17 protein-coding genes and 1 pseudogene are annotated in these 23,462 nt (G+C 57.7%); 6 read left to right on the forward strand and 12 right to left on the reverse strand.

Annotation, left to right across the window (positions count from 1 at the left end; all coding sequences use genetic code 11):
- Positions 1–390: 390 nt before the first annotated feature.
- Positions 391–1,401, reverse strand: coding sequence for a zinc-dependent alcohol dehydrogenase family protein (locus AAE029_RS07620; RefSeq protein ID WP_371072221.1), 1,011 nt, complete (start codon positions 1,399–1,401; stop codon positions 391–393).
- An 846-nt stretch (positions 1,402–2,247) separates the two neighbouring features.
- Between AAE029_RS07620 and AAE029_RS07625 the strand changes: the two genes are divergently transcribed.
- A complete protein-coding gene (locus AAE029_RS07625) occupies positions 2,248–3,498 on the forward strand; it encodes an ATP-binding protein (RefSeq protein ID WP_371072497.1) in 1,251 nt (416 codons plus the stop codon).
- Positions 3,499–3,798: 300 nt separating this feature from the next.
- On the opposite strand, the gene AAE029_RS07630 is transcribed toward AAE029_RS07625, so the two are convergent.
- Together AAE029_RS07630 and AAE029_RS07635 are read right to left on the reverse strand one after the other, a co-directional pair.
- The gene (locus AAE029_RS07630) at positions 3,799–4,287 is read right to left on the reverse strand and encodes an SRPBCC family protein (protein ID WP_371072222.1); all 489 of its coding nucleotides are present in this window, start codon (positions 4,285–4,287) and stop codon (positions 3,799–3,801) included.
- A gap of 84 nt (positions 4,288–4,371) precedes the next feature.
- Entirely contained in the window at positions 4,372–4,689 is a 318-nt protein-coding gene (locus tag AAE029_RS07635) for an ArsR/SmtB family transcription factor (protein WP_371072223.1), read from the reverse strand.
- A gap of 99 nt (positions 4,690–4,788) precedes the next feature.
- On the opposite strand from AAE029_RS07635, the pseudogene AAE029_RS07640 reads away from it, so the two are divergent.
- The 5 genes and pseudogenes from AAE029_RS07640 to AAE029_RS07660 all read left to right on the forward strand — a co-directional run.
- Positions 4,789–4,956 (forward strand): annotated as a pseudogene (locus tag AAE029_RS07640) (FAD-dependent oxidoreductase); the annotation flags it as partial.
- Between the two features lie 264 nt (positions 4,957–5,220).
- Entirely contained in the window at positions 5,221–5,838 is a 618-nt protein-coding gene (locus AAE029_RS07645) for an outer membrane protein (RefSeq protein WP_371072224.1), read from the forward strand.
- A gap of 440 nt (positions 5,839–6,278) precedes the next feature.
- Complete coding sequence (locus AAE029_RS07650) at positions 6,279–7,994, forward strand: peptidoglycan D,D-transpeptidase FtsI family protein (protein ID WP_371072225.1); 1,716 nt, start codon at positions 6,279–6,281, stop codon at positions 7,992–7,994.
- Positions 7,995–8,264: 270 nt separating this feature from the next.
- Positions 8,265–8,861 (forward strand): PadR family transcriptional regulator, encoded by a 597-nt coding sequence (locus AAE029_RS07655; RefSeq protein ID WP_371072226.1) that lies wholly within the window; start codon positions 8,265–8,267, stop codon positions 8,859–8,861.
- A 57-nt stretch (positions 8,862–8,918) separates the two neighbouring features.
- The gene (locus tag AAE029_RS07660; RefSeq protein ID WP_371072227.1) at positions 8,919–9,533 is read left to right on the forward strand and encodes an O-methyltransferase; all 615 of its coding nucleotides are present in this window, start codon (positions 8,919–8,921) and stop codon (positions 9,531–9,533) included.
- A gap of 348 nt (positions 9,534–9,881) precedes the next feature.
- Here AAE029_RS07660 and AAE029_RS07665 read toward each other — a convergent pair whose 3' ends face one another.
- The 9 genes from AAE029_RS07665 to AAE029_RS07705 form a co-directional block, all read right to left on the reverse strand.
- Positions 9,882–10,811, reverse strand: coding sequence for an amidohydrolase (locus AAE029_RS07665; RefSeq protein WP_371072228.1), 930 nt, complete (start codon positions 10,809–10,811; stop codon positions 9,882–9,884).
- A 105-nt stretch (positions 10,812–10,916) separates the two neighbouring features.
- Positions 10,917–11,864, reverse strand: a complete 948-nt coding sequence (locus AAE029_RS07670; RefSeq protein ID WP_371072229.1) for a D-2-hydroxyacid dehydrogenase — start codon at positions 11,862–11,864, stop codon at positions 10,917–10,919.
- 99 nt (positions 11,865–11,963) lie between these two features.
- Positions 11,964–13,067 (reverse strand): hypothetical protein, encoded by a 1,104-nt coding sequence (locus AAE029_RS07675; RefSeq protein ID WP_371072230.1) that lies wholly within the window; start codon positions 13,065–13,067, stop codon positions 11,964–11,966.
- Between the two features lie 95 nt (positions 13,068–13,162).
- Positions 13,163–14,362, reverse strand: a complete 1,200-nt coding sequence (locus AAE029_RS07680; RefSeq protein ID WP_371072231.1) for a M24 family metallopeptidase — start codon at positions 14,360–14,362, stop codon at positions 13,163–13,165.
- Positions 14,363–14,396: 34 nt separating this feature from the next.
- Positions 14,397–16,409 carry a tripartite tricarboxylate transporter permease gene (locus tag AAE029_RS07685; protein ID WP_371072232.1) on the reverse strand — a complete coding sequence of 671 codons (2,013 nt, stop codon included), beginning with the start codon at positions 16,407–16,409 and terminating at the stop codon, positions 14,397–14,399.
- Positions 16,410–17,157: 748 nt separating this feature from the next.
- A complete protein-coding gene (locus tag AAE029_RS07690) occupies positions 17,158–18,444 on the reverse strand; it encodes a LysR family transcriptional regulator (RefSeq protein ID WP_371072233.1) in 1,287 nt (428 codons plus the stop codon).
- Positions 18,445–19,138: 694 nt separating this feature from the next.
- Positions 19,139–20,233: a DUF2218 domain-containing protein gene (locus AAE029_RS07695; RefSeq protein ID WP_371072234.1), complete on the reverse strand. Its 1,095-nt coding sequence runs from the start codon at positions 20,231–20,233 to the stop codon at positions 19,139–19,141.
- A complete protein-coding gene (locus tag AAE029_RS07700; RefSeq protein WP_371072235.1) occupies positions 20,230–21,357 on the reverse strand; it encodes an ABC transporter substrate-binding protein in 1,128 nt (375 codons plus the stop codon). The genes AAE029_RS07695 and AAE029_RS07700 overlap by 4 nt, the downstream gene beginning before the upstream one ends.
- A gap of 20 nt (positions 21,358–21,377) precedes the next feature.
- On the reverse strand, positions 21,378–23,393 hold the full coding sequence (locus tag AAE029_RS07705) for a TonB-dependent siderophore receptor (RefSeq protein WP_371072236.1): 2,016 nt from the start codon (positions 23,391–23,393) through the stop codon (positions 21,378–21,380).
- Positions 23,394–23,462 lie beyond the last annotated feature (69 nt).

Below are 23,462 nucleotides of genomic sequence, written 5' to 3' on the forward strand. Positions count from 1 at the left end.
CGCACTTGGAAATAGAATGTACCCCCTTACACACAATGTGGCGGCAAGCTTGAAATGTTGCGGATTCTGCAAAGTTAAAATGTCATCCGCGGCTCTGTCAGCTCGTTAGAAATGCGACACTTGCTCTAACAGTCAGCCCCCGACCTGACCGACTGGGCCGGGTTGCGAGGGAAGGGAGGGGGCGGGCGTGACGCTCCCTCGGCTTTAGCTTCCTCAATCGTGGATATCAGATTGCTTCCGCTTTGCGGCCCTTAGCAGCCATCGGAGGATTGCGGCGACACTTCAACTATCGCGATCAGCAGAAAGCTTTTGCACCACAGTAATATGTCTGGGCGATAGACACCCCCGCTGGCAGCGACGACACCGAGAAGAAGAATGAATTGTCTGGCCTTATGGCCGGACGATGACCTTGATCTCGCCGGACAACGGAGTACCCCCAACCGCGGTGGCAACCTCCTCGAGAGCTATGGTTTTGGTTACCAGCGCGTCCAATTCCAACGCTCCATTCGCGACCATGGCTGCAGCCCGAGAATGCGTGAAGGGATTGAGGAAGGCGGGCCTTATATCGACCTCGTTCACGAGCAGGTCGAACGGCAGGACGGGCACTTCGACGCCCGCTGGCGTCACTCCAAAGAGAACGAAAATGCCACCGCGCCGCGCCATCTGGAGGCCTGTTCGAAAGGTGTCAGCGACGCCCGCACACTCGATGACGACGTAAGCACCGCCTCGGGTAACGTCTCGGACAGCGGAGATGGTGTCTAAGGAGGTCGGATCGAGGGCATGCGTGGCCCCGAGGCGCAGCGCCGTCTGGCGTCTCGATAGTTGTCGCGTGATCAAGATCACCTGGCTTGCTCCAGCCAAGCGGGCCAGTTGCACCATGAGCAGGCCGATCACACCCCCGCCTAGAATGGCCACGCTCTCACCTGGGCGGATCCCGGCTTTATCGATGGCATGGAGGCAGCAAGCAAGCGGTTCGCAGAAGGCACCATGAACCGGATTAAGATCGGAAGGTAGCGTGAATGCCTGATCGTGCGGCACCGCCACATATTCCGCAAAGCCACCGTCTCTGGTCACCCCGATCGCATTGAGGCTCTCGCACAAGTTGACCCGCCCGCGCGCGCAAGCCTGACAACGACCGCAAGCGATGTTTGGGTCCACCGTTACGAGTTCGCCACCGGTAAAGGTCGCCACCCCATCGCCGATCTCTTCGACGATACCACAGAATTCGTGACCTAATGTGACGGGGCGCGCGGTCGGATACTCCCCTTTGTACATGTGGCGATCGGAGCCGCAGATACCGGCGGCTAGGACCCGGACGAGTATCTCACCCGCTCGGACAACTGGTCTATCAACCGCGCGCATGACCATGGACCCGATTGTTTCTAGGCGGACAGCCCTCATTTCTCTCCTCCACAATTGGCGTGCACGACCCGGTGGAATCGTTGCCGATCAACGTGACCTGCACTTTCGCGATGATTCTTGTAAAATTTTCGTCACAAACGACCCTCAGTTGAGGCAATTGCCTCCATCGACATTTAGTGTCTGGCCAACAATGTAGTCGGACTACCGCAACCTTATTATCCAATCGCATCTCTTTTCTCCTTCGGGAGTTGCTCAGCCAGGTGCGCCCGCCACTTGCGGCGCGGGTCTCGGGGTTTACCTGGACCGGAGCGATCGTCGCCGGCCGGTTTCTGGCTTATTGAAAGCCGAATGCTACGCTGCGAAGTCACACGTTCCGCGGGTGTAGAGTTCGAGGGGGCACGATGAACTGCGGATACAGTTGTCCAGCGCCATGCTCGAATCGCGCCACTTCCCCTCCGTTTCGAGCAGCGCCGACTGCCTGGCGAAGTGCGTTCACCGTACGCTTCATTCCCTGGTCCTCTCAATGGGCCAGAGCTTACTTCAAAATGGATTATTTCATCGGGGTAAGGTCACAAGCCATTTCGAGCGGCGGCCTCTGAAAGGGACCTGTGGAGCTGGCGTTTTCGGCCATTCTGCGAACGCCCTGCGGTGGGTGACAAAAAATGCGAGTGAACGCGCGACGCATCCTTTCAGGATCCATAAACCGACCTGCTGCGCTGTCTTCCGTGACATCTTTGACGCTGAGGACCGCCGAACATCCGCAATACTCGTTAGCGTGCTTCACAACTTGGAATTGTGGACAGATTGGAAATTGTTCCACCCTCTGAAAATTAGCCAAAACCGCACTTTAAATTGGACGGACATTGGGTTAAAAATTGTCGCATCATGAGTAAAGAATCGTCGCCTTCATACTACGTCCGAAAAGTCCGCCCTAAGATCGTGGAGGCTCTTTCTGACACCCGCGTCGTGCTGATCTCCGGTCCAAGGCAGGCCGGAAAAACGACGCTAGCTCGAGAATTCATCGCAGACGACCGTCCATACATTACGTTGGACGATATCGGTACTCTGACGGCTGCTCGAAATGATCCGATTGGATTCGTTCGCGGCCTCGACAAAGCCATTATCGACGAAGTGCAGAGAGCACCGGAGTTGATGCTGGCTCTTAAGGAAAGCGTCGATATGGATGACAGGCCCGGCCGATTTCTGCTCACCGGCTCCGCCAATCTTGCGACCGTGCCTGCGATCGCGGACTCCCTTGCCGGCCGCATGGCCGTCGTTTCGCTTCTACCGTTGGCGCAGGCGGAAATCAACGACGCACCTGGGAGATTCCTGGACCTGCTCTTTTCAGGAGAACGGCTCGCCGCAGGAGGACCCCACAAGACCGGACGAGATCTCATCGATGTCGTTTTAAAGGGCGGATACCCGGAAGTGCTGAGACGAGCCAGCCAGAGCCGGCGCCGGGCCTGGCTCGATGACTACGTCTCTCTGATCCTCGATCGTGACGTTCGCGATGTCGCTAACATCGACCAGCTAGACCGACTCCCACGATTGCTCAGGATCCTGGCAGAACATGCTAGCCAACTTACCAACAATTCAAGCTTCGGCTCAGCGCTGTCGCTATCAAGCATCACAGCCCAGAAATACGTTGGCATTCTCGAGCGCCTATATTTATTGAAGCTACTTCCGCCTTGGTCGACAAACAGTCTCAGCCGTCTAGTCAAAACGCCGAAGATGCACTTTCTGGATAGCGGTCTGCTTGCGGCGGTGCGCGACGATGATGAAGAACTGTTGCTGCGGGATCGCGGTCGCTTTGGTCCATTGCTCGAGACATTCGTTGTTTCCGAAGTCATGAAGATTGCAGCATGGACAGATCTTCGACTGACCTTTTCCCATTATCGCACCAAGGATCAGGATGAGGTTGATCTTGTTATCGAAGATAGAAGAGGCCGAGTGGTCGGGATTGAGGTAAAGGCGTCAGCGACGGTGCGCGCATCTGACGTGAGAGGCCTACGACAGCTCCAAGCCGCGACAGGCGATCGTTTCCTGCAGGGTCTTGTTCTTCACGATCATGATCGCATCACGCCATTTGGCGAGCAGATAGCTGCAATACCAATATCGATTCTGTGGATGTTATAACATCACATAATATGTATTATGGAACACTCGGTTTTTTTCTGTTGCTTTAACGGTCGAAACCGCGTTTTTGCAAGGTTGCGGATCCAAACGGTAAAGAGCGGTTTTGGCACGTTCGCTAACGAATCAAACGCGAGCCTTTATGGCCCTGTTGCCGATGCGCTTGCTGCCGGTTTCAGCACCGCCATACGGCACTGCGTCATGGATCATGTTTTCCATAGCGTGAATGCAATGCTCGTTGGTTAGCAGGCCCCTGGTGCTGCCGTCTTCGGCGCCGTTGCTCGGTGGGAATCGAGGCTGTCGTTACCTGACGGCTCCCGTCGCTCGCTGCTCCTCGGCTTTCGCTGCGGCAGAACCGGTTATCTCCATCGGCCGGTCCGTTTCCAGCAGGCTCTTCAGGCTGGAAAGAATCATCGACCACCCGCGAGCGCAGCCTTCCCGGACCCGTGAGTCGGACTGGAAACCGGTATGGGTAACGCAAAGCCGCACCTCTGAGCCGACCGGCTCGATCTCGAACGTCACGCGGGTATGGCCTTCCGCGCGCAATCCAGCATCGAATTCGACACGCATCGTGAATACGAGGCGTCGCGGCGGATCGAACTCGATGATCTCACCCGAATCGGCAAGAATGTCGTTTGCATACCAATTCATCACCCCCCTCGGTTGCCCGCCGCACTCGACGCGGCGTCCGAACCAATAGCGCTCGGTGAACTCCGGTTTCGAGATAGCGTCCCACAGCCTTTCAGGCGTCGTTCGGATGTAGGTGACGTAGACCAGTTCGTTGTTGGCCATGTTTCAACTCCCTTCAAATATCAACATTGGGCAGAAGCACGGCACCTCGGTTTGCGACGGTCCGCATCCGGCTCTTCCCCGTTTTCAATCGCCTCCTTCGAGGCCCTGTTTGAGTTCATGCAGCAGGCTGAGCCGCTTCCGCTCGAACTTGCTCACCCAGCGCTGATAGACATCATGTAGCGGCACGGGATTGAGGAAATGCAGCTTCTCCCGGCCTCGCCTGACGGTGACGACCAGATTGGCCGCCTCCAATATCCCGAGGTGTTGCGTGACGGATTGCCGGGCCATGTCCAGCTTTTCGCAGAGCTGCCTAAGCGTCTGACCATTCCTCTCGTGCAGAAGATCGAGCAGCTTCCTGCGAGTAGGATCGGCCAGCGCCTTGAAAACCTTTTCAGCATCCATTCGCACCTCTCAATCACGAGAGCAATTATGCAGGTAAATACCTGCATGTCAAGGCTCGCTTGAACGGGCTCTGTAGGTTGTGACCAATCGCTGGATGCGTCCGGTCGTCTCTGCCTAAGTCGCAATCACGTACCCGCTGTTTGGTGAGATCGAGGAGGCCTCTATCCCGCCCGCTGTGAAAACGGCCTTGGGACAGTGAAAAGCACGCTGGCGGGTATCATGGCGATCAATCTTGCGACTGGGATGACATCGCCTGAGCTCTCGCAACGGCCGTTTGCGAAACCAGACGATTGCGAAGCCAAATCCCAGCAATCAGCCACTACGCTTACGACTACCCATTTATCCAAATGCGGATTGAGTATCGATCTCGAGGTTGATCAGCTAACCGATCACCTCAAACGATCCCATCGTCACAACATAACCCAACATTAAAGTACAATCCGCAATTTCGATCCGAGACATAGTGCCTTGTCCCGAGCGAGCTTCGCATTCTGCAAAGTTCTCTCAGTCGCAACACATGACGAGGCATCCATGCATATCAAAATTCTCGCGTTCGCCGCCTTTGCCCTTTGCGCCACTATGCCCGCCGTGGCCGCGGACGTGGTCTTAGAACAGCCTACACTCCAAGCCGAACAGCGGTCACATTCGGCTTATGACTGGTCTGGTTTCTATCTCGGTGTTCAAGGCGGATATACCTGGAACCAGGCTACTTTTCTGGGCACAGACCAGGATGTCGACAACGGCACGTTTGGAGCACACGCCGGCTACAATTTCCAGTCCGGAAATATCGTTTACGGCTTCGAAAACGACTTCAACTACAACTTCGAAGACGGTAACGAAGCCAGTCTCGAATGGGACGCTTCCGGACGCGGCCGTGTCGGTTACGCCCTGGATCGGACCCTTGTTTTCGCCACGGCCGGCGTTGCGGTGACTGGCGGCAAGGTCGACGTCCCAGATATCAGGAAGAAAGACGACATTCTGATCGGCTGGACGGCGGGTGGCGGCATCGAGCACGCCGTCACCGACAAAATTCTTGTTCGTGGCGAATATCGCTACTCCGACTTCGGCAGCAAGGACTTCGGCTCGGCGATCGGAGATTTCGGGGCCAACCAGCACAAGGTCATCTTCGGCGCGAGCTACAAGTTCTAATCCCAAGGGCAGCAGCTGAGTTGATTTTCAGGCTGCCCAAGCACCCCCGCGCATTGGCGTTCCCCGGGGCCGAGGCGGAACAGCTATCTCGATGCATTCCAGAAGCCCCCCAACACCGGCAACGGTCGAACCGATCGGCTTCGCCGTATTCCTTACGATCACAGGGAAAAACGCTCCCGAAATAATTCGACCAACCATCCCGACTTGAAGGGAGGCGGTCCGCGGCTTGCGACTAGGGGCAGATTCTTTCAGAGTGTCGCCGATAATAGAATATGCGGACTCGACCGCGGCGTCGGAAGCTCCACGATATTGGCTAGTCCCCAGGGGAGCTAGCATTTTTGCTGAGGTGGTACGGCGTTTAAGCTCTCGTTAGCTATCTTTCTATTACAAAGGTGGTGCTAAGGACTTCGCCTCCCCGCCCGTTCAATGACTGAACAGCCATGTCAATCATCCATGCCATCTCGGTGAACAACGGCCGCCTCAAAGAGCTGACCTTTGGCTCCAAATGGCGTACTCGCCAATTTCGAGCGGACAGAAAACATGCAAAATCACGCGTCCTGGTGATTATCGGCTGTATTGCCGCCGCCTACATCGCCATATTCGCGAAGCTTGCGTATCTAGGGCTCACGCCAGAGGATACGACATCCTCCATTCCGCCAAGCCACGGGCCAGCGTTCCGCCCTGACATCGTCGATCGGAACGGCGAGCTGCTGGCGACCGATATTCGTACTGTATCGATGTACGCGGAGCCGAACCGCGTCGTCGACGTCGATGAGACGGTCGAGAAGCTGGCAGAGTTATTCCCCGATCTGGATAGAAAGGCCCTCTTTCAAAGACTCTCCAACAAGCAGTCGCGATTCATATGGTTGCGCCGGCAGCTGACACCCAAGCAGCAAAGCAAGGTTCTGGCCCTTGGTCTGCCGGCGATCGGCTTTCGCCCGGAGGTTAAACGTTTTTACCCTGGCGGACGCACCGCTGCACATATCCTCGGTTATGTCGATATCGACAATCGCGGGATGGCTGGGATGGAAAAATATCTCGATATGCAAGGCCTGTCGGACCTCGCCGCCACCGGTCTGGCGACCAACGATGCGCTAAAGCCGATTCGCCTGTCGATCGACATCCGCGTGCAAAACATCGTGCACGACGTGGTGTCCAACGCCCTTGATTTATACAAGGGCAAGGCGGCCGGCGCGGTGGTCCTCGACATCCACACGGGAGAGGTCCTTGCCATGGCCTCGGTACCCGACTTCGATCCCAATGACCCGCAGGAGACGGGCGGGGAAGGTTGGTTGAACCGGATGTCTGATGGCACATTTGAGATGGGCTCGACATTCAAGACATTCTCGATGGCCATGGCCTTTGATACCGGATCGGTGAAACTCAACGACACGTTCGACGCGAGTGCACCGCTTCGCTACGGCGGTTTCACCATCCATGACGACCATGACGTGCCGCGCCGCTGGCTGTCTATCCCCGAAATCTTCCGCTACTCGTCCAACATCGGCACGGCGAGGATGATGGATCGGGTCGGCGTGGAGGCTCAGAAGGCATATTTGACGCGATTTGGCCTGCTTTCGAAGCTTCAGACAGAACTGCCCGAGGTGAAAATGCCCAGCCAGCCCAAGGTCTGGAAGAAACTCAATTCGATCACAATCTCCTTCGGCCACGGCGTCGCCACCACACCGTTGCAGACGGCGGTCGCCGGCGCGGCCCTCCTGGACGGCGGCGAACTGATCGAACCGACCTTCCTGCCGCGCACGCGAGAAGAGGCGGAAAAGACCGCAAAAGTCATCGTCAAGATGAGCACCAGCGACGTCATTCGTTCCCTGTTCAAGCTGAACGGCGAACAGGGCTCCGGTCGCCCTGCTGATGTTCCGGGCTATCATGTCGGCGGCAAGACCGGCACAGCGAACAAGGTGATTAACGGGGTTTATTCCCACAAGCTCAGCTTCAATTCCTTCCTTGGAGCCTTTCCGATAGACCATCCCCGATACGTGGTTCTTTCCTTTGTCGATCAGCCGCTTACTGGCGAACACAACCTGACATTCGCGACGAACACGGCAGCACCGATGGTTCGCGATATCATCAGCCGCGCCGCACCGCTGCTCGGCGTGGAACCGGATTTCGGTACTAACCTTTTAGCTTCCTATTGATATCTGCGCCGTTTGGTTGGTTCGCCCTGGAACCTAGAGAAAATAGACAGTGGCGAACCTGCCGCTTTCTTGCCGGGACTTGCCCCGTGAAAGTTACCCATACTCTGGACGCTGACATATCCATCGTGTCCATCAAGATCAGAGGTGAAGTCATATCGGAATTTGGGCAACTTAGAGAAATCAGGAACTCGGGTCGCGGCATGCACTGGTGCTTCACGACTGCGAAATTCTGTTCTCTCATGAACAAGATGTAATCTCGATATATCTTGAATGCCGATATATCGTGACTATATCGGTGGCATGAAACACAAACACATAGGCGAGCCGGGCCGCCACGACATCAAGCCCGGCGAATTCACCGATCATCATCATGGCAGGCATCACCGCCATCTTCGCGGCGGCCGGAGCAGGCGTTTCTTCGACTATGGGGAGCTTCGCCTCCTGCTTCTCGCCATGATCGCCGAGAAGCCTCGCCACGGTTACGAACTCATTAAGGCGATCGAGGGGCGGATGGGCGGGAGCTACAGCCCAAGCCCAGGCGTGATCTATCCGACGCTCGCCTGGCTCGACGACATGGGCTACGCCTTGATCCAGACCGAGGAAGCCGGTCGCAAGCGCTATGGCATCACGGCGGAGGGCGAGGCCTTCCTGACCGCCAATCGCGCCGCGGTCGACGAGCTTGTTGTTCGCGCCAGTGCTGGCGGACCGGATGGTCCTGCTCCCGTGCCGGCGCCGGTTGTGCGCGCGATGGAAAACCTCAAACTCGCCATGCGTCTGCGCCTGAGGCGTGGGTCGATCGACGAGCATGCTGCCGAACGTATCGCCGCCGCACTCGACCAAGCGGCGTGGACGGTAGAGCGCTGTTGAAGCACGGTGCGATGACACCGAATCGCACCATCCCCACTGAACAAGCAGGAGACCGTTATGGACGAGAAAATCGCAACCGTACTCGATGTCTATCACGAGAAGATCCGCGACGAGCGGGAAAGACCCCGGCAATCGCCGCCGGGCGGTCACGATGGTGGTCAGGATCGCTTCATGGCCGTCGGGCCGGATACTGGCCAACTCATCAACATTCTGGCCCGGAGCCTGAGGGCTCCTACCATTCTCGAACTCGGCACTTCCTTCGGTTATTCCGGCATCTGGCTTGCCGAAGCGGCACGGGCGAGCGGCGGCCGCCTAATCACGATGGAGCGCTATGAACATAAGTCGGCCTACGCGCACGAGATGGCGCAAAAGGCCGGGCTCGCCGACTACATCGACTTTAAGGTGGGCGATGCGGTAGAGATGATCCCTGCCCTGCCCGACAAGGCCGACTTCGTACTCGTCGATCTCTACAAGGATCTCTACGTTCCCTGCCTTGAGGCTTTCTATCCCAAGCTCAATTCAGGGGCGATCATCGTGGCTGACAACATGCTGGGCCGCGCCATGCCTGGCGTGAAAGCCTATAGCCATGCCATCCGTGCCAAGCCCGGCATCACCAGCGTGCTGCTACCAGTGGGCGCGGGCATCGAAGTCAGTCGGTTCGAACCGGCCTGAGGGACGAAACATTTCCTGGCCGGCGCGAGGCCATGAACAACGCTTCGATCGCGACAATCGCCTCGCAGAGCTTGCGGTCGGCCATTGCCATTGCCGCGCTTGCCCTTAGTACCGCGAGCTCAGTGCCGGAGGCGGCACAAGCACAAATCCGGCCGCCAGCAAATGCGCGCTGGCGGTCAACTCAACAGTCTCTTTCGGTGTGTGCATCAAGCCCCGTCACCTCCCGCAGAGGTTCTCGTCGTGCTTTGCAAGATCGGGGGCTGATCCCCTACCCTCAAAAGGACATGATGGACTTGGCGTAGCTTCTTACGGACTATTGATTTTCCAAGAATTTTAAGGTTGGTTTTGTTACTGAGCGGGCAACGGCCATCCCATCCATTCGCTGATAGAGCGGCCCATGATTAAGTCGAGATCCCTGTCGGAAAGCCAGGACAACCTTGTAAAGGAATCGATGCACTCATTGTAGGTAACCTTGAGAGGTTCGAGTGAAGTGATGTCGGAACCCCAGAACATCCGTTCGGGACCGAATGTGTCATAGGTTTTGCGCAGATAGGGCGTGAGGTTGTCGAACGGGTAAGAGGAAGCGGATTGCTGCGGTAGACCCGATGCCTTGATGACAACGTTGGGAAACTTCGCCAGCGCAAGAATGGAATCATGCCGAGCAAGTCCGTCCAGGCCGTCCTTGCCAGGAATGGCGCCGAGGGAATCGATACAAAGCTTCATGCCGGGATATTTTTCAATGACCTGCTGCAAAGCCGGTAAAATCGTGGGATAGATCATCAGCGGAATTTTCCTTTGCTCGATGATCGGCCAGAACCAGTCGCCAGATCCATCAGTCATCCAGGCCTGCCCCTTAGATGAGTTCAGAAACAGTCGGAGACCGGCAATTCCTTCACGCTTCATAAGTAAGTCGATGCTCGCCCGCTCGGGTGGGGCGGCGAGGTCGTAGATTCCGAACACACGGAATCGGTCCGGATAGGCTCGCACGGCAGCAAGCGGGGACTCTACGCCGTCGGGGTTCCAAGATACCGGAATAATCACCGCGCGCGCCACGCCAGCGGCTGTCATTTCGGTCAACAGGTCAGTTGCGAGAAACGGTGTTTGCCTGCGCGTAGGCGGTGGCTTGCCGCCCGTCCAGATGTTCACCTGCCCGTCAACGATTGTCTTTGGACGCCGACCGGTTTGGGCGAACGTGTTGCGGATAACCAATGGCGCCGCGATTGCCGTCGCGCTGCCAGCTAGAAAGCTACGCCTTATATATGATTTACTGAATACCATGGACTCCCCTCCCGAGGTTCTTCAGTTTCGTTCCGCCCCTTAACGCGCATAGTGCGGCGTTTCCGATGGGCGTCATTTCAACATACGGCTGCTGCCGTTCATCGATCAAAGTTCGACGCGGTTGATCATGTCCTTCAAACGGTTTTCCAGGAAGCAACGCAGGTTCGGCTTGATGACGCGCATCGCATTGAAAACGCCCTGATCCGTCTGGCCCCCCGTCCATGGAGTCATGAAGACGTTTTCCATGTCCCAAAGCGCGCTTGATTGAGGAAGCGGAAACTCGCTGTAAACATCAAGGCCGGCACCGGCAATCGTTCCATTACGCAGTGCCTCGACAAGTGCCGGCTCATCCACCACCCCTCCGCGAGCCAGATTGATGAGGATGGCCGAGGGTTTCATCGCACTGAGGACAGCCGCATTGATGAGTTTGTCAGTTTCCACCGAATAGGGCACGAGCAGAAGGAGAAAGTCGGCCTCAGCAGCTGCGCTCTTCAGCTCTTCCCTGGCATAAATGCGGTCGAAGCACTCAGGAATGCGCGATGAGCGGGAGACGCCCGTCACCCGCATTCCGAGGGCCTGGAAGACCTTGGCTGCATGTTCGGCGATAGCACCCACGCCGACGATGCAAATCGTACGATTAGCCAGAACCCGGATCTTCGGCCTGTCCGACCGCCTCTGGTCGCGGGTATGAACGATATCCGGTATTGAGCGATAGAAGGCCATCATGTGGAGGATCGCCATCTCAGTGATCTGAACGCCGTGATTGCCTCGGCCGTTCGTCAAAGTGATTCCATGGCCCGCGAGCACAGGTGCAATATGGTCAGTACCCGTCATCGTCACATGGAACCATTTGAGTCGCTGCGACCGTTCCAGGCAGGCTGCATCAAATCCATGACCACGGCTGATGATCGCATCGGCATCTGACAGAGCATCCAGCGCTTCGGTCGCATTTTCGACCGGACGCTGAATGAACTCGACATCGGGAAACTCCGGTTCGAGCATGGCTGCGAACTGGTTCGCGCCGGGAATGAGCAACAAAACTTTGGCGGACACGAACTCGATCCTTTCGGTTTGGTGTGCTTACAGTCAAACAACTGCGCTGGGGCGGCCCGCCGAAAGAGCCTCGGGGGCCGAATCCAAGCGATGGGAGCGTCAGCGTCCGGTCTGCCTTTTCTCGCCGTCCTTGATAAGATCGTCAAAGACCTTGCGAAGGTCGGCGGGCATGTTCAGATAGGCCGAAATTCGCTGTTGAACCAGTTCACCGGGCCATTCCCGCGCGGCCGGGCCCTTGCCGCGAAGCTTTTCCGCGTCAGCGATGAAGGCTGGATCCGTGTCGAGCTGGATAACGGCCTTTCGAAGGATGTCCACGGCTTCCTTGGGGGCGTCCGGCGGCAAAGCAACCCAGCGTCCTGCTACGTTCTGATGCCCGGAAATCATCTCGATCAGCTGCCACACCGGACCTGTCGCCGGTTTGCCGAAATGCTTTTCGTAGAATTCCGCATAGGTCGGAATATCGGGCAGGCGTGAATCGCGGACGCGTTTGCCATTCTCGTCGAGTTGGCCGGACTGGGCGATCGGAACGACCGTGCCGGGAGTGACCAGCGCGCTCCTGGTGATGTTGCTGAAGGCCGTCGCAGACTCTTTGTAGAGATTGATGAAGCCCTGCTGGATCGCTGCACGGCCGCTGGCGTCACCGCTGAAGCCGGTCACGTACTTATAGTCTTCGATGCCGAGCGCCTTTAAAATTGCGCGCGACTTGGTATCGCTCTGCGAATTGTAGGAGTCGCCGCCGAGAACAAGGGTTCCGGGAGCGAGCTTGAAGATGTCTTCAGCTGTCTTTACGCCGCTGCCTGCGTTTGCGGCGACATACATGACGTCGCTGTCGCCGTTTCCGCTGATCACATTGAACCTCGTTAGATCCACCTTGAGGTTGGGCTCACCGAAGAGCTGATACGCCGGACCATAGGAGCCGCAGGCCAGGGTCAAACCATCCTTTTTCGCCTGCAGCCCGACGAAGTTTGTCGCCGCCAAGGCACCCTCGCTGGGCATGTTCTTGACAATGAAGGTCGGGTTACCCGGCACGACACGGCTCAGATGTTCACCTAGCATGCGGCAGGAGATGCTCGATGATCCTCCCGGATCGGCACCATTCACAAAGGTGACGGTTTTGCCGGCGTAGAAATCGGCGGCATGGCTTATAGCCGGAGCCGCCATCATTGTAGCGACGACAGCCAAGGCGGGCGAGATGCGTTTCATGATCTACTCCTCCTCAGATCACTGGTTGCATTGTTGCCGGGTTGATAGTCACGCCCCCGGGACCGCGTGTGCAGGCCAATTCGGGCCCGATTTCGTCAATCGATCTCAAATATATGCTGGGGGGTACGGTGCAGCCGCTCGGTCCCGTTATCCCCGATCAGGAAGTTGTCGCACATCCAGGTCAGGTTGCCTTCGTGACGGTACATCGGATGCACTGCGACGTTCATGCGTGGTCTTATCGGCATCCGTTCGTCAAAACGGATCAGCGGCCGTTCGACGAGGAAATAGCCCTGCCCATGCGCATAGAGCCTGTCCTCCTCCGGGCGCCCGCGCTCGCGAAGGAAGCGGTTATGCGCCTCCCAAACGTCCGCGCAGGATGCTCCTGCACCCAGCATTTCGGTTGTCAGCTTCTGGGCTTCAATGACCGTATTCACCTCATCCTTCATCTTCTGCGTCGCTCTGCCGAAGAGGAAGGTTCTCCCCAGCTCGCAGAAGAAGCCGCCCGGTCCGGCGGTTTCGATCAGAAGGGTAAATTGGTCGCCCTTGTTCATCATTCGGTTCTGCATCTGCCTGAACTGCATCTGCACACCGGAGCCGATTGGCGCGGATGCACCGGAGAGCAGCCCCGTCTCACTGCCTCCCAGCCGCGCGACCTGATCGGCGATGGTTGTTATCTCGAAATCGCGCATGCCGGGGCGGGCTTGTGCCAGCACAGCCTCGAATGCCTGGTCCTGCAATTCCGCCGAACGCCGGATTGCGGCGATTTCCTCGTCACTCTTGATCACCATAAGACCGTCGACGATGTCGGTCGCATCGATAATGCGTGCATTGGCAAGCTTGCCTCGCCTCAGATAGTCCATCAGGGTGTAGCCGATCATACCGGGTCCGACGAGGCCGATCGTGGCACCTGCAAATTCTTCGAGCGCTGTCTCAGTCGCCTCATGAAGATAGGCTTCCGAGAACGTTGCGCCGAGGAAGTAGGGGGCGGACATGGCTCGCTTCACGCCACGCAGAACATCGTCGCCGCCCGGCGGCAGGCGCTTGTCGCCTCCAAAGCCACCGGGGCCGACGACTGTCATCTCCTCGTCCCTCGGAAATATGATGGAGAAATAGATGCCATTGCCGGGCATGCGATCGGTTAGCCATTTGATGTAGCCGCTCGACCATTCGTTGGTCGAAAAGGTGTAAAGTACGTCGATCTTCTTTTCCGCCATTTGCTGACGGAGTGCGGACCACCGCCTTTCCAGTTCAGCGGTGGAGATCGGGTACATCTTCCTGTGGGATATGCCGGGCATGGAGCCTCCGCTGTGTCAAACCGATCGGATTTCGTCAGAGTGGAAGGGCGAACCAGGAGTCGATCCAGGTGACGTGGATGATCTTGTCGAACATGACGTAGATGAACACGAACATGCCGATCGCCTGCCCGAGCGCGATCTTCCAGCTTTCCCGATGCCACAGAAGGTACCCGGCGACGGCGAGCGGGAGGCCCAGCAACTGGCCGAACACGATGGACAGCAGGACGATGAAGATCAGAAAGCCGAACATTGCCACAACGCCTCGAAAGTCGTTCTTCTCCTCCACGACCACGCCGCCTTCGGCGATCCGCTGCTTTTCGGCGCGCCGGCTGCGGATGTCGCAGAACAGTGAGAGCAGCGACAGGGGAATGCCGATCCCGCAGATAATGCCTGGGAAGAACCTGGCGTCGTGCCTCCAATCCTTCGCGGTCCAGAGTGCTGCGGCGAACAGGGCAAGCGCCAGAGCCGACAGGATCATGGAGATGCGGATGCGGCGCAGATCGCTGACGCCGACATCGGAGCCCATCGCGTGCCCGGCGTGTTCGACTTGCTGGCCCGAGGCAAGGCCCTGACGCGTCTTGCGTACCGAGCGGACGGTAAAGAACAGGGCCAGAAGCAGAATGCAGAAGATTGCCATCACCATAGGGCGCTGAACCCAGGTCCAGCCGAGGGCCTGATAGGAGAGATCGAGGTTCTTTTCCAGCACAGGGCCGAGGACGAAACCGAGAATGACCGGCGGGCGCGACAGGCCGGCTCGCTTCATCGCCAAACCGATGATTGTGAAGACCAAGAGCGTGATCCAGTCGGCGATGTCGTTCTGCGTCATCCATGCTCCGACGAAGCAGATGACCAGTACAGCCGGGACAATGAGGTTGGAGCGGACGAAAATGAGCCTAGCGACCTGCCGGCTCCACTGCATCAGCATCAGCGCACCGATGATGTTCGCCAGGATGAGCGTCCAGACGAGCGAGAAGGTGAAGTTCAGGTGGGTCGTCAGCATCTCAGGGCCGGGGCTAATGCCGTGGATGAGAAGGGCACTGAGCAGAAGGGACATGGTCGCCGTCGCCGGGATGCCGAAAGCTACCGTCGGAATAAGTTCGGCGCCCTTTACCGAATGTGTTGAAGCTTCGGGGCCGATCAGGCCGCGCACGTCGCCCTTGCCAAACATGGACTTGTCCTTGGCTGCCTGGACCGCCAAGCCATAAGCAGCCCATTCGGCGACCACGGCGCCGACACCTGGAAGGATGCCGACATAGATGCCGAGCATGCTTGAACGCAGCACGAGCTTCCACTCCCGCATAGCGTCTCGGATGCCCTGCATTAGCTGGCCCTTAGTGCCGGCTTTGGCGAGATCGACCTTGGCGATCGGTTCCTTGGCGACGCCAAGCATGATGATCTCAGGCAGAGCGAACAGGCCGAGCACCACAGGAGCGACCCCTAGTCCGTCCATCAGATAGAGCGTGTCGAAGCTATAGCGGGACATCCCTCCGCGCGGGGCGAAGCCGATGGTCGAAAGTAGCAGTCCGAAGAGGACTGCGATCAAGCCCATTGTTATGGAACGCCCGGTCAGGGTTCCGACGAAGGCCAGTGCAAGCAGGCCCAGCATCAGGAATTCTGGTGGCCCGAAAGCCAGTATGAGCGGCTTGATGATGGGAATGGAAATGGCCAGCGCCAGGGCTCCGGCTATCCCGCTCATGATCGACGTCATGTAGGCCGCGCCAAGCGCTCTCAGACCTTCGCCGCGTTGCGTCATCGGATAGCCATCCAGCACGTTCGCCGCGCTGTTAGGGCTTGGCACACCCAGCAGAACGGCCGTCAAAGTGTCGCCGGTGGTGGTTACAGCAAATACGCCGAGCAAAAGAGCGATGGACGAGCCCGGGTCCATGTGAAATGTGAAGGGGATTAGCAGAGAGAATGTGACCAGTGCTCCAATTCCGGGTACTGCGCCAACATAAAGGCCGATAACTGTTCCGAGGAACAGGAAGCCGATGGCTGGCCACGCGAGGACCAGGCCAAGACCTTGCATCACTGCATCCCAAGTATTCATGCTTTCACTCCCACTCTTGTCCTTTCAAAATTTCCACCTTGGCGGGAACTTCCGCAGACGTGCAGGTGCGTTCTCAACGGAGGCCCTCGCCTTCAAGAGTGGTGAACTAGCTGATCGCCTCGACTGCATCCGCCGCCAGCCTCATGTCAGCGACTCGCGCGCCTTGGTCGATCGCAACAAGGAACCCGGTCTGGATGCAGCCGTCGGCTCTGCGGATCAGCAATTCGTGAGTGACCTTCGACCCGTCAACCACATTAACGGGCGTCGCATCGAGGCCGAGGGGGGCGCAGATGTCCTATGATATCGCGTGACGAAGGCGTTAAGACCGAGGCTCGGCCGAAACAGTTCCTACGGCTAATCCCTGACGCCGCCTCAGGTTTGGAAATCCCGGCATCGTTGCCCCTCCCGTTACAATCCATATTTTGGAATCCTCAGGGTGCATTTTGGATATGGCATGCTCGCCGGTGGCACGACCGCACCTTCCGACCTGGGCATCGGTTTTGGATGCAGCGCTCATTCAGAATCTAGCGGGCTATAGTGGCCAGCCGGCAGCGGCCGCGTTATCCTCCTGCTCCTCCATGTTGCCGAAATGTGATCCGGCGATCATCATCGGGCTCCCCCGCACGAAGATGATCTTTTCTCGCACGCATACTTCCATGACTTTTGCGAAATCTCGTTTCGAGATTCGTGAGCTGCATGCGAATTTCGTGATGTCGGGGAATGGCTAGGTGTTTGAACGCGGCTTGCCTCAGAGGCCTTGCGCCGCGAAACGAAGTGCATCGACGACCATTTTCGCTGCCGACGAAAGCATCGCTCCCTCCCTGGTGAGAAGTGCTATCTTGCGTACGGTTCCTGGTAGCCTAAGAGGTAGTTCGTGCAGCACACCGCTTTTGATCTCGAACGTCATCTGGTTACGTCCAGCAACAGCCAACATGCCACTGGTGCGCAGGACTTCACGGATCAGAGCCGAGTCGCTCGATTCGAGCGAAGGTGCGGGTGGATCGAGCCCCTGGTTGCGGAAGACGTTCTCCGTCATTTTTCGCGCTAATGTGCTCCGGTCGGGCAAAATCCACTGCCACGTCACCAGTTCGCTTAAGGCGATCTCACGTCGAACAGCGAGAGGATGGCCGCTGCGAACGAGAATGCAGAGATCATCATTGAATAGCCATTCGGAAGCGATCTCATGACGCCGCGCGCTGTCACGCAGGATGCCGACAAATATGTCTATTTCACCTGTTCGCAGCCCCTGAATAAGATGAACTCCCGGGCTCTCGACTGAAGTCAACTGCAAGCCAGGATATCGAGACAATAACGCAGCGACTGTGCTTGGAACCAGATACGAGCGACCTACTGGCAACGTGCCGATGACGACCGTTCCTCTGAGTTCGCCGTTGAATGCCGATACGTCTGAAGACAAATGACGTAACTCAGCGAAAACGCGCTTTCCCCGCACGATCAAATTGACCGCCGCATCAGTGGCAACAATGCCCTGCGCTTTCTTTTCAAAAAGTGGCTGACCGATAACCTCTTGCATGCGCGCAAGTGCCATGCTTGCACCGGCCGGCTTTAAGCCGAGTTGCTCGGCCGCCCTCTTAAAGCTTCTAGTCGTTGCGAGGGCGACGACGAGTTGCAGCTTTTTTTCACTGAACAGGTAACTAGCTATGCTGCTTCTTGAGCCTGCGCCTGCGCCTCGGGATCGGACTAGCTCGTCTGCAGCAAAGTGAATCTCAGATTGAATCCGACAAGCTCGGACGTAGACCAGTTCCCCCAGCTCATTGAGCCGCATGCCACGCGGTTCACGATCGAAGAGCGGGAGCCCCATCGCGGCTTCGAGTTGTAGAATTGACCTGCTAACGGCGGATGGCGCCTTGAATAGCTGCTTCGCTGCACCGGCGATGCTTTCTGCCTGCGCAACGGCGACCAAAACCTGTATATTATGGAGTTGCGCTGCGTAATTGTTCGTCGAGGCAGCTGCTGACTTGGCTGCTGGAAGCTCTATCGGATTTCCATTCAGTTCAATGTCGGACTGAACCATCGCGTTCTTCCATTTCAGATCGGGACATTATGCGCGATGCATTGTCGCCACCGCAGAGCCTGAGCGCCCTCGCGTTCCACGCCTGTTGTACTCCGTTGAACCATTTTGGACGGTTCCGCAGGAGCTAACGTCTGCCGCTCTTCTGATAGTGGTGTAGCGGTTGGGATTTACTTTCTCAAGATCACATCGGGCCTGCAGAGACGCCGGGTATAAGACTGCAGATGCGACGCCAGGCTTTCCTGAAGTTTTTGGCGAAAGATGCTTCTTGACGTTCGATCGCTTCGGTTAATTTTTCCTCCGAAAACCTGACTTGGCCGGCGCCCGGACATGAACCACGGTTCGACGCGGCAGTCGTTCCGAAGCGGAGGAACCGCAAAACAGGTGCGTGCGACGCCGTTGGCCACGGCCGTGGGGGCCGGTAACCCGCGATGTCACGTCAACTTTTGCGGGATGGCATATCAACCAATCACCATACGCTCCGTGAATACCGGCTGCAGCTCTCCATCCTGTGATTACAAGGGGCACTTTCCGGATATCGGCGTCATCTCTAATACGAGCCTGCATGTGTGCTGGAGCGCTCAGCGGCTTCATCCATGCACCGGGAGCTGAAGCCGTTAGAACACCACTGTCGGCGGCTATCAAGCGATCTGGGTGCGTTCGAAAGAGTTGGAACGGTCCTGGCCGGCAAGATGGATCAGTCGCTGGCTATCATCTGATCTTCGCTCTTGCCCCTACGCCAGTAGGAAACGACGAGATGCTCAGCTTTCGACAATTTGCGGTTCCGCCGAAAATACTCGCGGATCTGCCTGAAGGCCTCGAACTCGCACGCCGCCCAAGCATAGATCCTCGTCCCTTCAGAGGGAAAGGTCACGCTTCGGATGGCCTCGGTCAGAAGCGCTCCGGGTTGGGACCTTGCTTCCCGGCGACAGAGCCAGCGGATATCGGCGCGTACAGACGACGAAAGCGCCTGGATCTCCTGCCGATCGGCAACCTCGATGAGAATGACTGCGCGTGCTTCGGAAGGCAGGTGCTCGGCCATGCGCGCGATTGCCGGCAACGCCGTTTCATCGCCCGCCAGCAGATACCAGTCCGCTTCGACGAGGCCACCACCGCCGGGGCCGAGGGCGCCGATTACATCGTCCGGACGTGCCCGTTCGGCAAAAGAGGAACCGGGGCCAGCATCCGCATGGCGAACGAAATCGATGTCGATCGTACTTGCGGCTTGGTCGATCGAACGGACTGTATATTTGCGGGTGACTGGCCGCCTTTGCGGGTTTTCCCACTTGATCAGGCCATCCGCTCCTACGCTCGGCCACTGTGGTTCGGCCACATCCTGATGAGGAAGCAGCAGGTTCAGATGCAGTGCATCGAGAGAAAGGAAACGCCGCGCATCATCGCACAGAAATGTGATGCGTCGCATCCTTGGCGTCAAATCACGGACGGTGCCTACCTTCAGGATCGTGAAGTTCGGCGGGCGAGACAGTTCAATGCCGTCACCCTTCCACTCGATCGCAAGCTCTCGCTCATTGGCGAATTCCAGTATATGCGATGCCACCGCCATTCGCATAAAATAGAGACCTTCCAGGCTTGGCGCGGTTACGCGCACAGCGGTGTCATTGCCTTGACGGGAGAAACGGGCTGAGGATCCATTGAAAGACAGTATGCTATCATCGCCGTCCCGTTTATGCTCGGCATTGTGTTCAAGCATATGCGCACAGAGTTTGGCGATCACAACGTCAGCGTTCGAAAGGCTCACGCGTGTCCAGGCATACAGAAGCTCAGACATCATGGCTTGCTCCGAAGTTCGATCCAGAAGGTTCCTTCGAGAGGAACCGCAAGGAAGCGTTGGTTGATGTCCGCTAGCGTTTGCTCAGGGCTAAGATCTGCAAACAACACAGGATGGGTCCATTTCGCGAAACATTCGAAAGCGAGGATGCTCAGCGCTGAAATCGACAGCTGATGCGAAATCCCATAGGCACGACCTTCACGAACCGCCTTCAGTTCCCGTCGGACCCCTTGCGATAGCACCGCCTGAAGTGACGCGCGCGCGCTTTCGGGATTGATCTTGCCGCCAAGGACGAGGCCGTCCTGGGCGGAAAGATGCGGCCCGCCAGTACCGACGTAGACCGAGGGTTCCTCGCCGATGACAGCCTCCGGACTGACGCGGCCGTCATAGCCCGGGATGACATCTTCTCCGACGCTCTTTGCCCCGGCGAGATGCAGATATTCGGTCAGTCGGTTACCGCGGCCGGGCGTGGAGCAGCATTCGGTGCCGGCAAAGGCATCAATGAGGACCAGGGGACGGTCCTTGAGCGAGCTCAGCCGTTCGACGACCGCGCGGTAATGCGAAAGCATGTAGGCGGAAAATTCGTTCGCCTGCGCCTCCCGCCCTATAGCCTTGCCGAGGAGCTCGACGGAGAATCCGACCGCTTCTGCGGGGTTGCTTGTGGTCTTGCCCGGAGCATCGAGGAATATCGTTGGCACGCCGGCAGCCTCAAGACCCGCCGAGATTTCTTCCCACCCCGGATCCCAGAGACTGACGACAAAAAGATCGGGATCGACACTCAGCAGGCTCTCGATATTCGTATTTGGCGGGACGACACCGCCTACGACGGGGATGGAATCTATAGCCGGAAAACGCTGGCGAAATCTGGCGTAGATGCCGCGATCGAGGCGACGTGGAGCAGCCCATCCCGCCAGCTTCGAAACCGGATCGCGATCGATGAGTGCAAGCTCCAGCAGAAGCAGGCTCTCATTGGTCACGATACGCTCTGCGGGCTTCGCCAGCCGGACCTCTCTGCCGGCTGCATCACGCAGCAGGACCTCCGCCCTGCCTGCATCCGCCCAGAAGAGCCCAAACACGACCAGCGCGAACAGGAGGAGAAGAGCCTTCCTGGGAATTACGCTTCTCATTTTGTGCAATTGCATGTCGATTACCATATGTATTTCAGGCTCACGGTGACGGTCCTGCGTGCTCCGTAATTGCAGCTGCCACCGGTCAGGTTGAGGCAATGCGAGACATATTTTTCGTCGAACAGGTTTGAGACGTTCACCTGCAGCTTAGTACCGTCGAACTCGGGCTTGATGGCCCCGAAGTCGTAGGCGGCGCCGATATCGACAAGCGTGCGGGCCGGTATGCGCAGTTCATCGAGATAGGTCACGTCCGTCTGATAGGGTGACATGTAGCGCAGGCCAGCGCTGAGTGAGAGGCCTTCCACCATGTTCGGACGGTAGTTCAGCCATAGGCTGGCCTGGTGCTTCGGCAGCCGCAACACCTCGTTGCCGATAGCAAGCACGTTGGTGGATTCCAGCACTTCGGACTGCGAATAGGCATAGGCGGCGAGTATATCAAGCTCCGGCGTAAGTTCGTATTTGCCCTCGATTTCAATGCCGCGAACACGTTGCTTGCCATCCTGGGCATAACTCACCGGATTGGCCGGCCGTGGGCCGACAGGGGTCAGGGCGTTCTTGATGTCCAGATTGAAGAAGGAGAGTCCGATCATGCCACGACCTTCGACCGGCTCGTACTTGACGCCAAGTTCGAACTGCTCGGCCTCCTGCGCCTTGAAGGGATCGCCCGCGGCGTCCGTTCCCATGACCGGCAGGAAGGCTGTGGAATAGCTGACATAGGGCGCCAGGCCATTGTCGAAGAGATAGGTCAGGCCGGCACGCCAGGTCAGCGCCTTGTCATCGGTTTCAACAGTTCGGTTAGTAAGGCGGTTTTGAGAGTCAATATCAGACAGATCGTACCGCAAGCCAAATGTGCCGAGCCAGCCGCCATAGCGGATCTGGTCCTGCATGTAGAGGCCCAGCTGGTTTTGTGTCTGCATGCCGGACGCCGTCACAGGCGCGACCGGAAAGTCATAGCCGTAGATCGGATCGAGATAGTCGATGCCAGGGACGAACGTGCCCAAGCCGGTATTGCCGAAGTTGGTGCTGGACTTGCCAAGCACATAGTCGATTCCGAACAGCGCCGTATGATCGAAATTGCCGGTGCCGAACTTTGCCTCGAGTTGTGTATCAACCGCGAAAGTCGAGGTCCAATCGTCCGAAACGGCGGTCACACGGCTGAGATCGCTGGTTGGCGTGCCGGCGAACGCAAAGGCCGGGTTGACCAGAACCAGATCCATATGCTGGCCGGAGCGGCCGTAGCGAAGATTTTGCCTGACGGTCCAGGTCTCGTCGAAGGAATGCTCGAACTCGTAGCCGGCATGATAGTAATCGCGCCTGAAACCGCCCCAGTCCGGATCGCCCAGGAAGACGTCGCGCGGGATCTGCCCGTCGGGATTGGGAAGAAGTGTGCCATAAGCCGGGTAGAAGCGCGGATTGAAGATCGGCTCGTCATGCTGATAGTAGCCGTAAAGTGTCAGCGACGTTTCGGCATCGGGCGACCATGTAAGGCTGGGAGCAATCATGCCCTGCCGGTCGCGCTCGTGGTCGATCTGGGTGTGCATGTTACGGGCCTGGCCAAGCAGCCGGTAGGACCAGACGCCATCCTCGCTGATCAGGCCGGTGGTATCGAAGGAGATCTGCGCGCCGAAACCGGACGTACCGATTGAGACCTCATGATACGGCGTTGTCTGCGGCCGCTTGCTGACCTGGTTGACAAGCCCTCCTGGGACCGTTCGTCCGTAAAGGACCGAAGCTGGTCCCTTGATTACCTCGACGCGTTCCAACGCGTAGGGATTGATGGTGGGCGTCGCATAGTTGTTGGGATCGCCTGCAACCGCAAGACCATCGAGCCACATGACCCCGTAGGTGTTGAAGCCGCGGATATAGAGCCAGTCATAGCGAATGTCATAGCCGTTCGATTCGGCAAAGACACCCGGTGTATAACGTAGGGCTTCCGACACAGTATTTGCGCCCTGCTCCGTCATCTGCGCACGGGTGACGACACTGACGGCCTGCGGCGTTTCGAGCAAGGGTGTATCGGTCTTGGAAGCGCTCATACTTTCCGTGGCGACAATGCCCTGGTCCAATCCTCCAGACGCCTCGGATTGAATTACGATCGGCTTTAG

The sequence above is a fragment of the Sinorhizobium sp. CB7 genome (assembly GCF_041357635.1).
In the GTDB taxonomy this organism is placed as follows: domain Bacteria; phylum Pseudomonadota; class Alphaproteobacteria; order Rhizobiales; family Rhizobiaceae; genus Rhizobium.

Excerpts from the sequence above, each read along its gene's own strand:
- AAE029_RS07650 (WP_371072225.1), top strand. The coding sequence starts at position 6,279 with ATGTCAATCATCCATGCCATCTCGGTGAACAACGGCCGCCTCAAAGAG.
- AAE029_RS07635 (WP_371072223.1), bottom strand. The coding sequence starts at position 4,689 with ATGGATGCTGAAAAGGTTTTCAAGGCGCTGGCCGATCCTACTCGCAGG.
- AAE029_RS07685 (WP_371072232.1), bottom strand. The coding sequence starts at position 16,409 with ATGAATACTTGGGATGCAGTGATGCAAGGTCTTGGCCTGGTCCTCGCG.
- AAE029_RS07675 (WP_371072230.1), bottom strand. The coding sequence starts at position 13,067 with ATGAAACGCATCTCGCCCGCCTTGGCTGTCGTCGCTACAATGATGGCG.
- AAE029_RS07620 (WP_371072221.1), bottom strand. The coding sequence starts at position 1,401 with ATGAGGGCTGTCCGCCTAGAAACAATCGGGTCCATGGTCATGCGCGCG.
- AAE029_RS07630 (WP_371072222.1), bottom strand. The coding sequence starts at position 4,287 with ATGGCCAACAACGAACTGGTCTACGTCACCTACATCCGAACGACGCCT.
- AAE029_RS07665 (WP_371072228.1), bottom strand. The coding sequence starts at position 10,811 with ATGGTATTCAGTAAATCATATATAAGGCGTAGCTTTCTAGCTGGCAGC.
- AAE029_RS07655 (WP_371072226.1), top strand. The coding sequence starts at position 8,265 with ATGCCGATATATCGTGACTATATCGGTGGCATGAAACACAAACACATA.
- AAE029_RS07690 (WP_371072233.1), bottom strand. The coding sequence starts at position 18,444 with ATGGTTCAGTCCGACATTGAACTGAATGGAAATCCGATAGAGCTTCCA.
- AAE029_RS07680 (WP_371072231.1), bottom strand. The coding sequence starts at position 14,362 with ATGCCCGGCATATCCCACAGGAAGATGTACCCGATCTCCACCGCTGAA.
- AAE029_RS07705 (WP_371072236.1), bottom strand. The coding sequence starts at position 23,393 with ATGAGCGCTTCCAAGACCGATACACCCTTGCTCGAAACGCCGCAGGCC.
- AAE029_RS07695 (WP_371072234.1), bottom strand. The coding sequence starts at position 20,233 with ATGATGTCTGAGCTTCTGTATGCCTGGACACGCGTGAGCCTTTCGAAC.
- AAE029_RS07660 (WP_371072227.1), top strand. The coding sequence starts at position 8,919 with ATGGACGAGAAAATCGCAACCGTACTCGATGTCTATCACGAGAAGATC.
- AAE029_RS07700 (WP_371072235.1), bottom strand. The coding sequence starts at position 21,357 with ATGAGAAGCGTAATTCCCAGGAAGGCTCTTCTCCTCCTGTTCGCGCTG.
- AAE029_RS07645 (WP_371072224.1), top strand. The coding sequence starts at position 5,221 with ATGCATATCAAAATTCTCGCGTTCGCCGCCTTTGCCCTTTGCGCCACT.
- AAE029_RS07625 (WP_371072497.1), top strand. The coding sequence starts at position 2,248 with ATGAGTAAAGAATCGTCGCCTTCATACTACGTCCGAAAAGTCCGCCCT.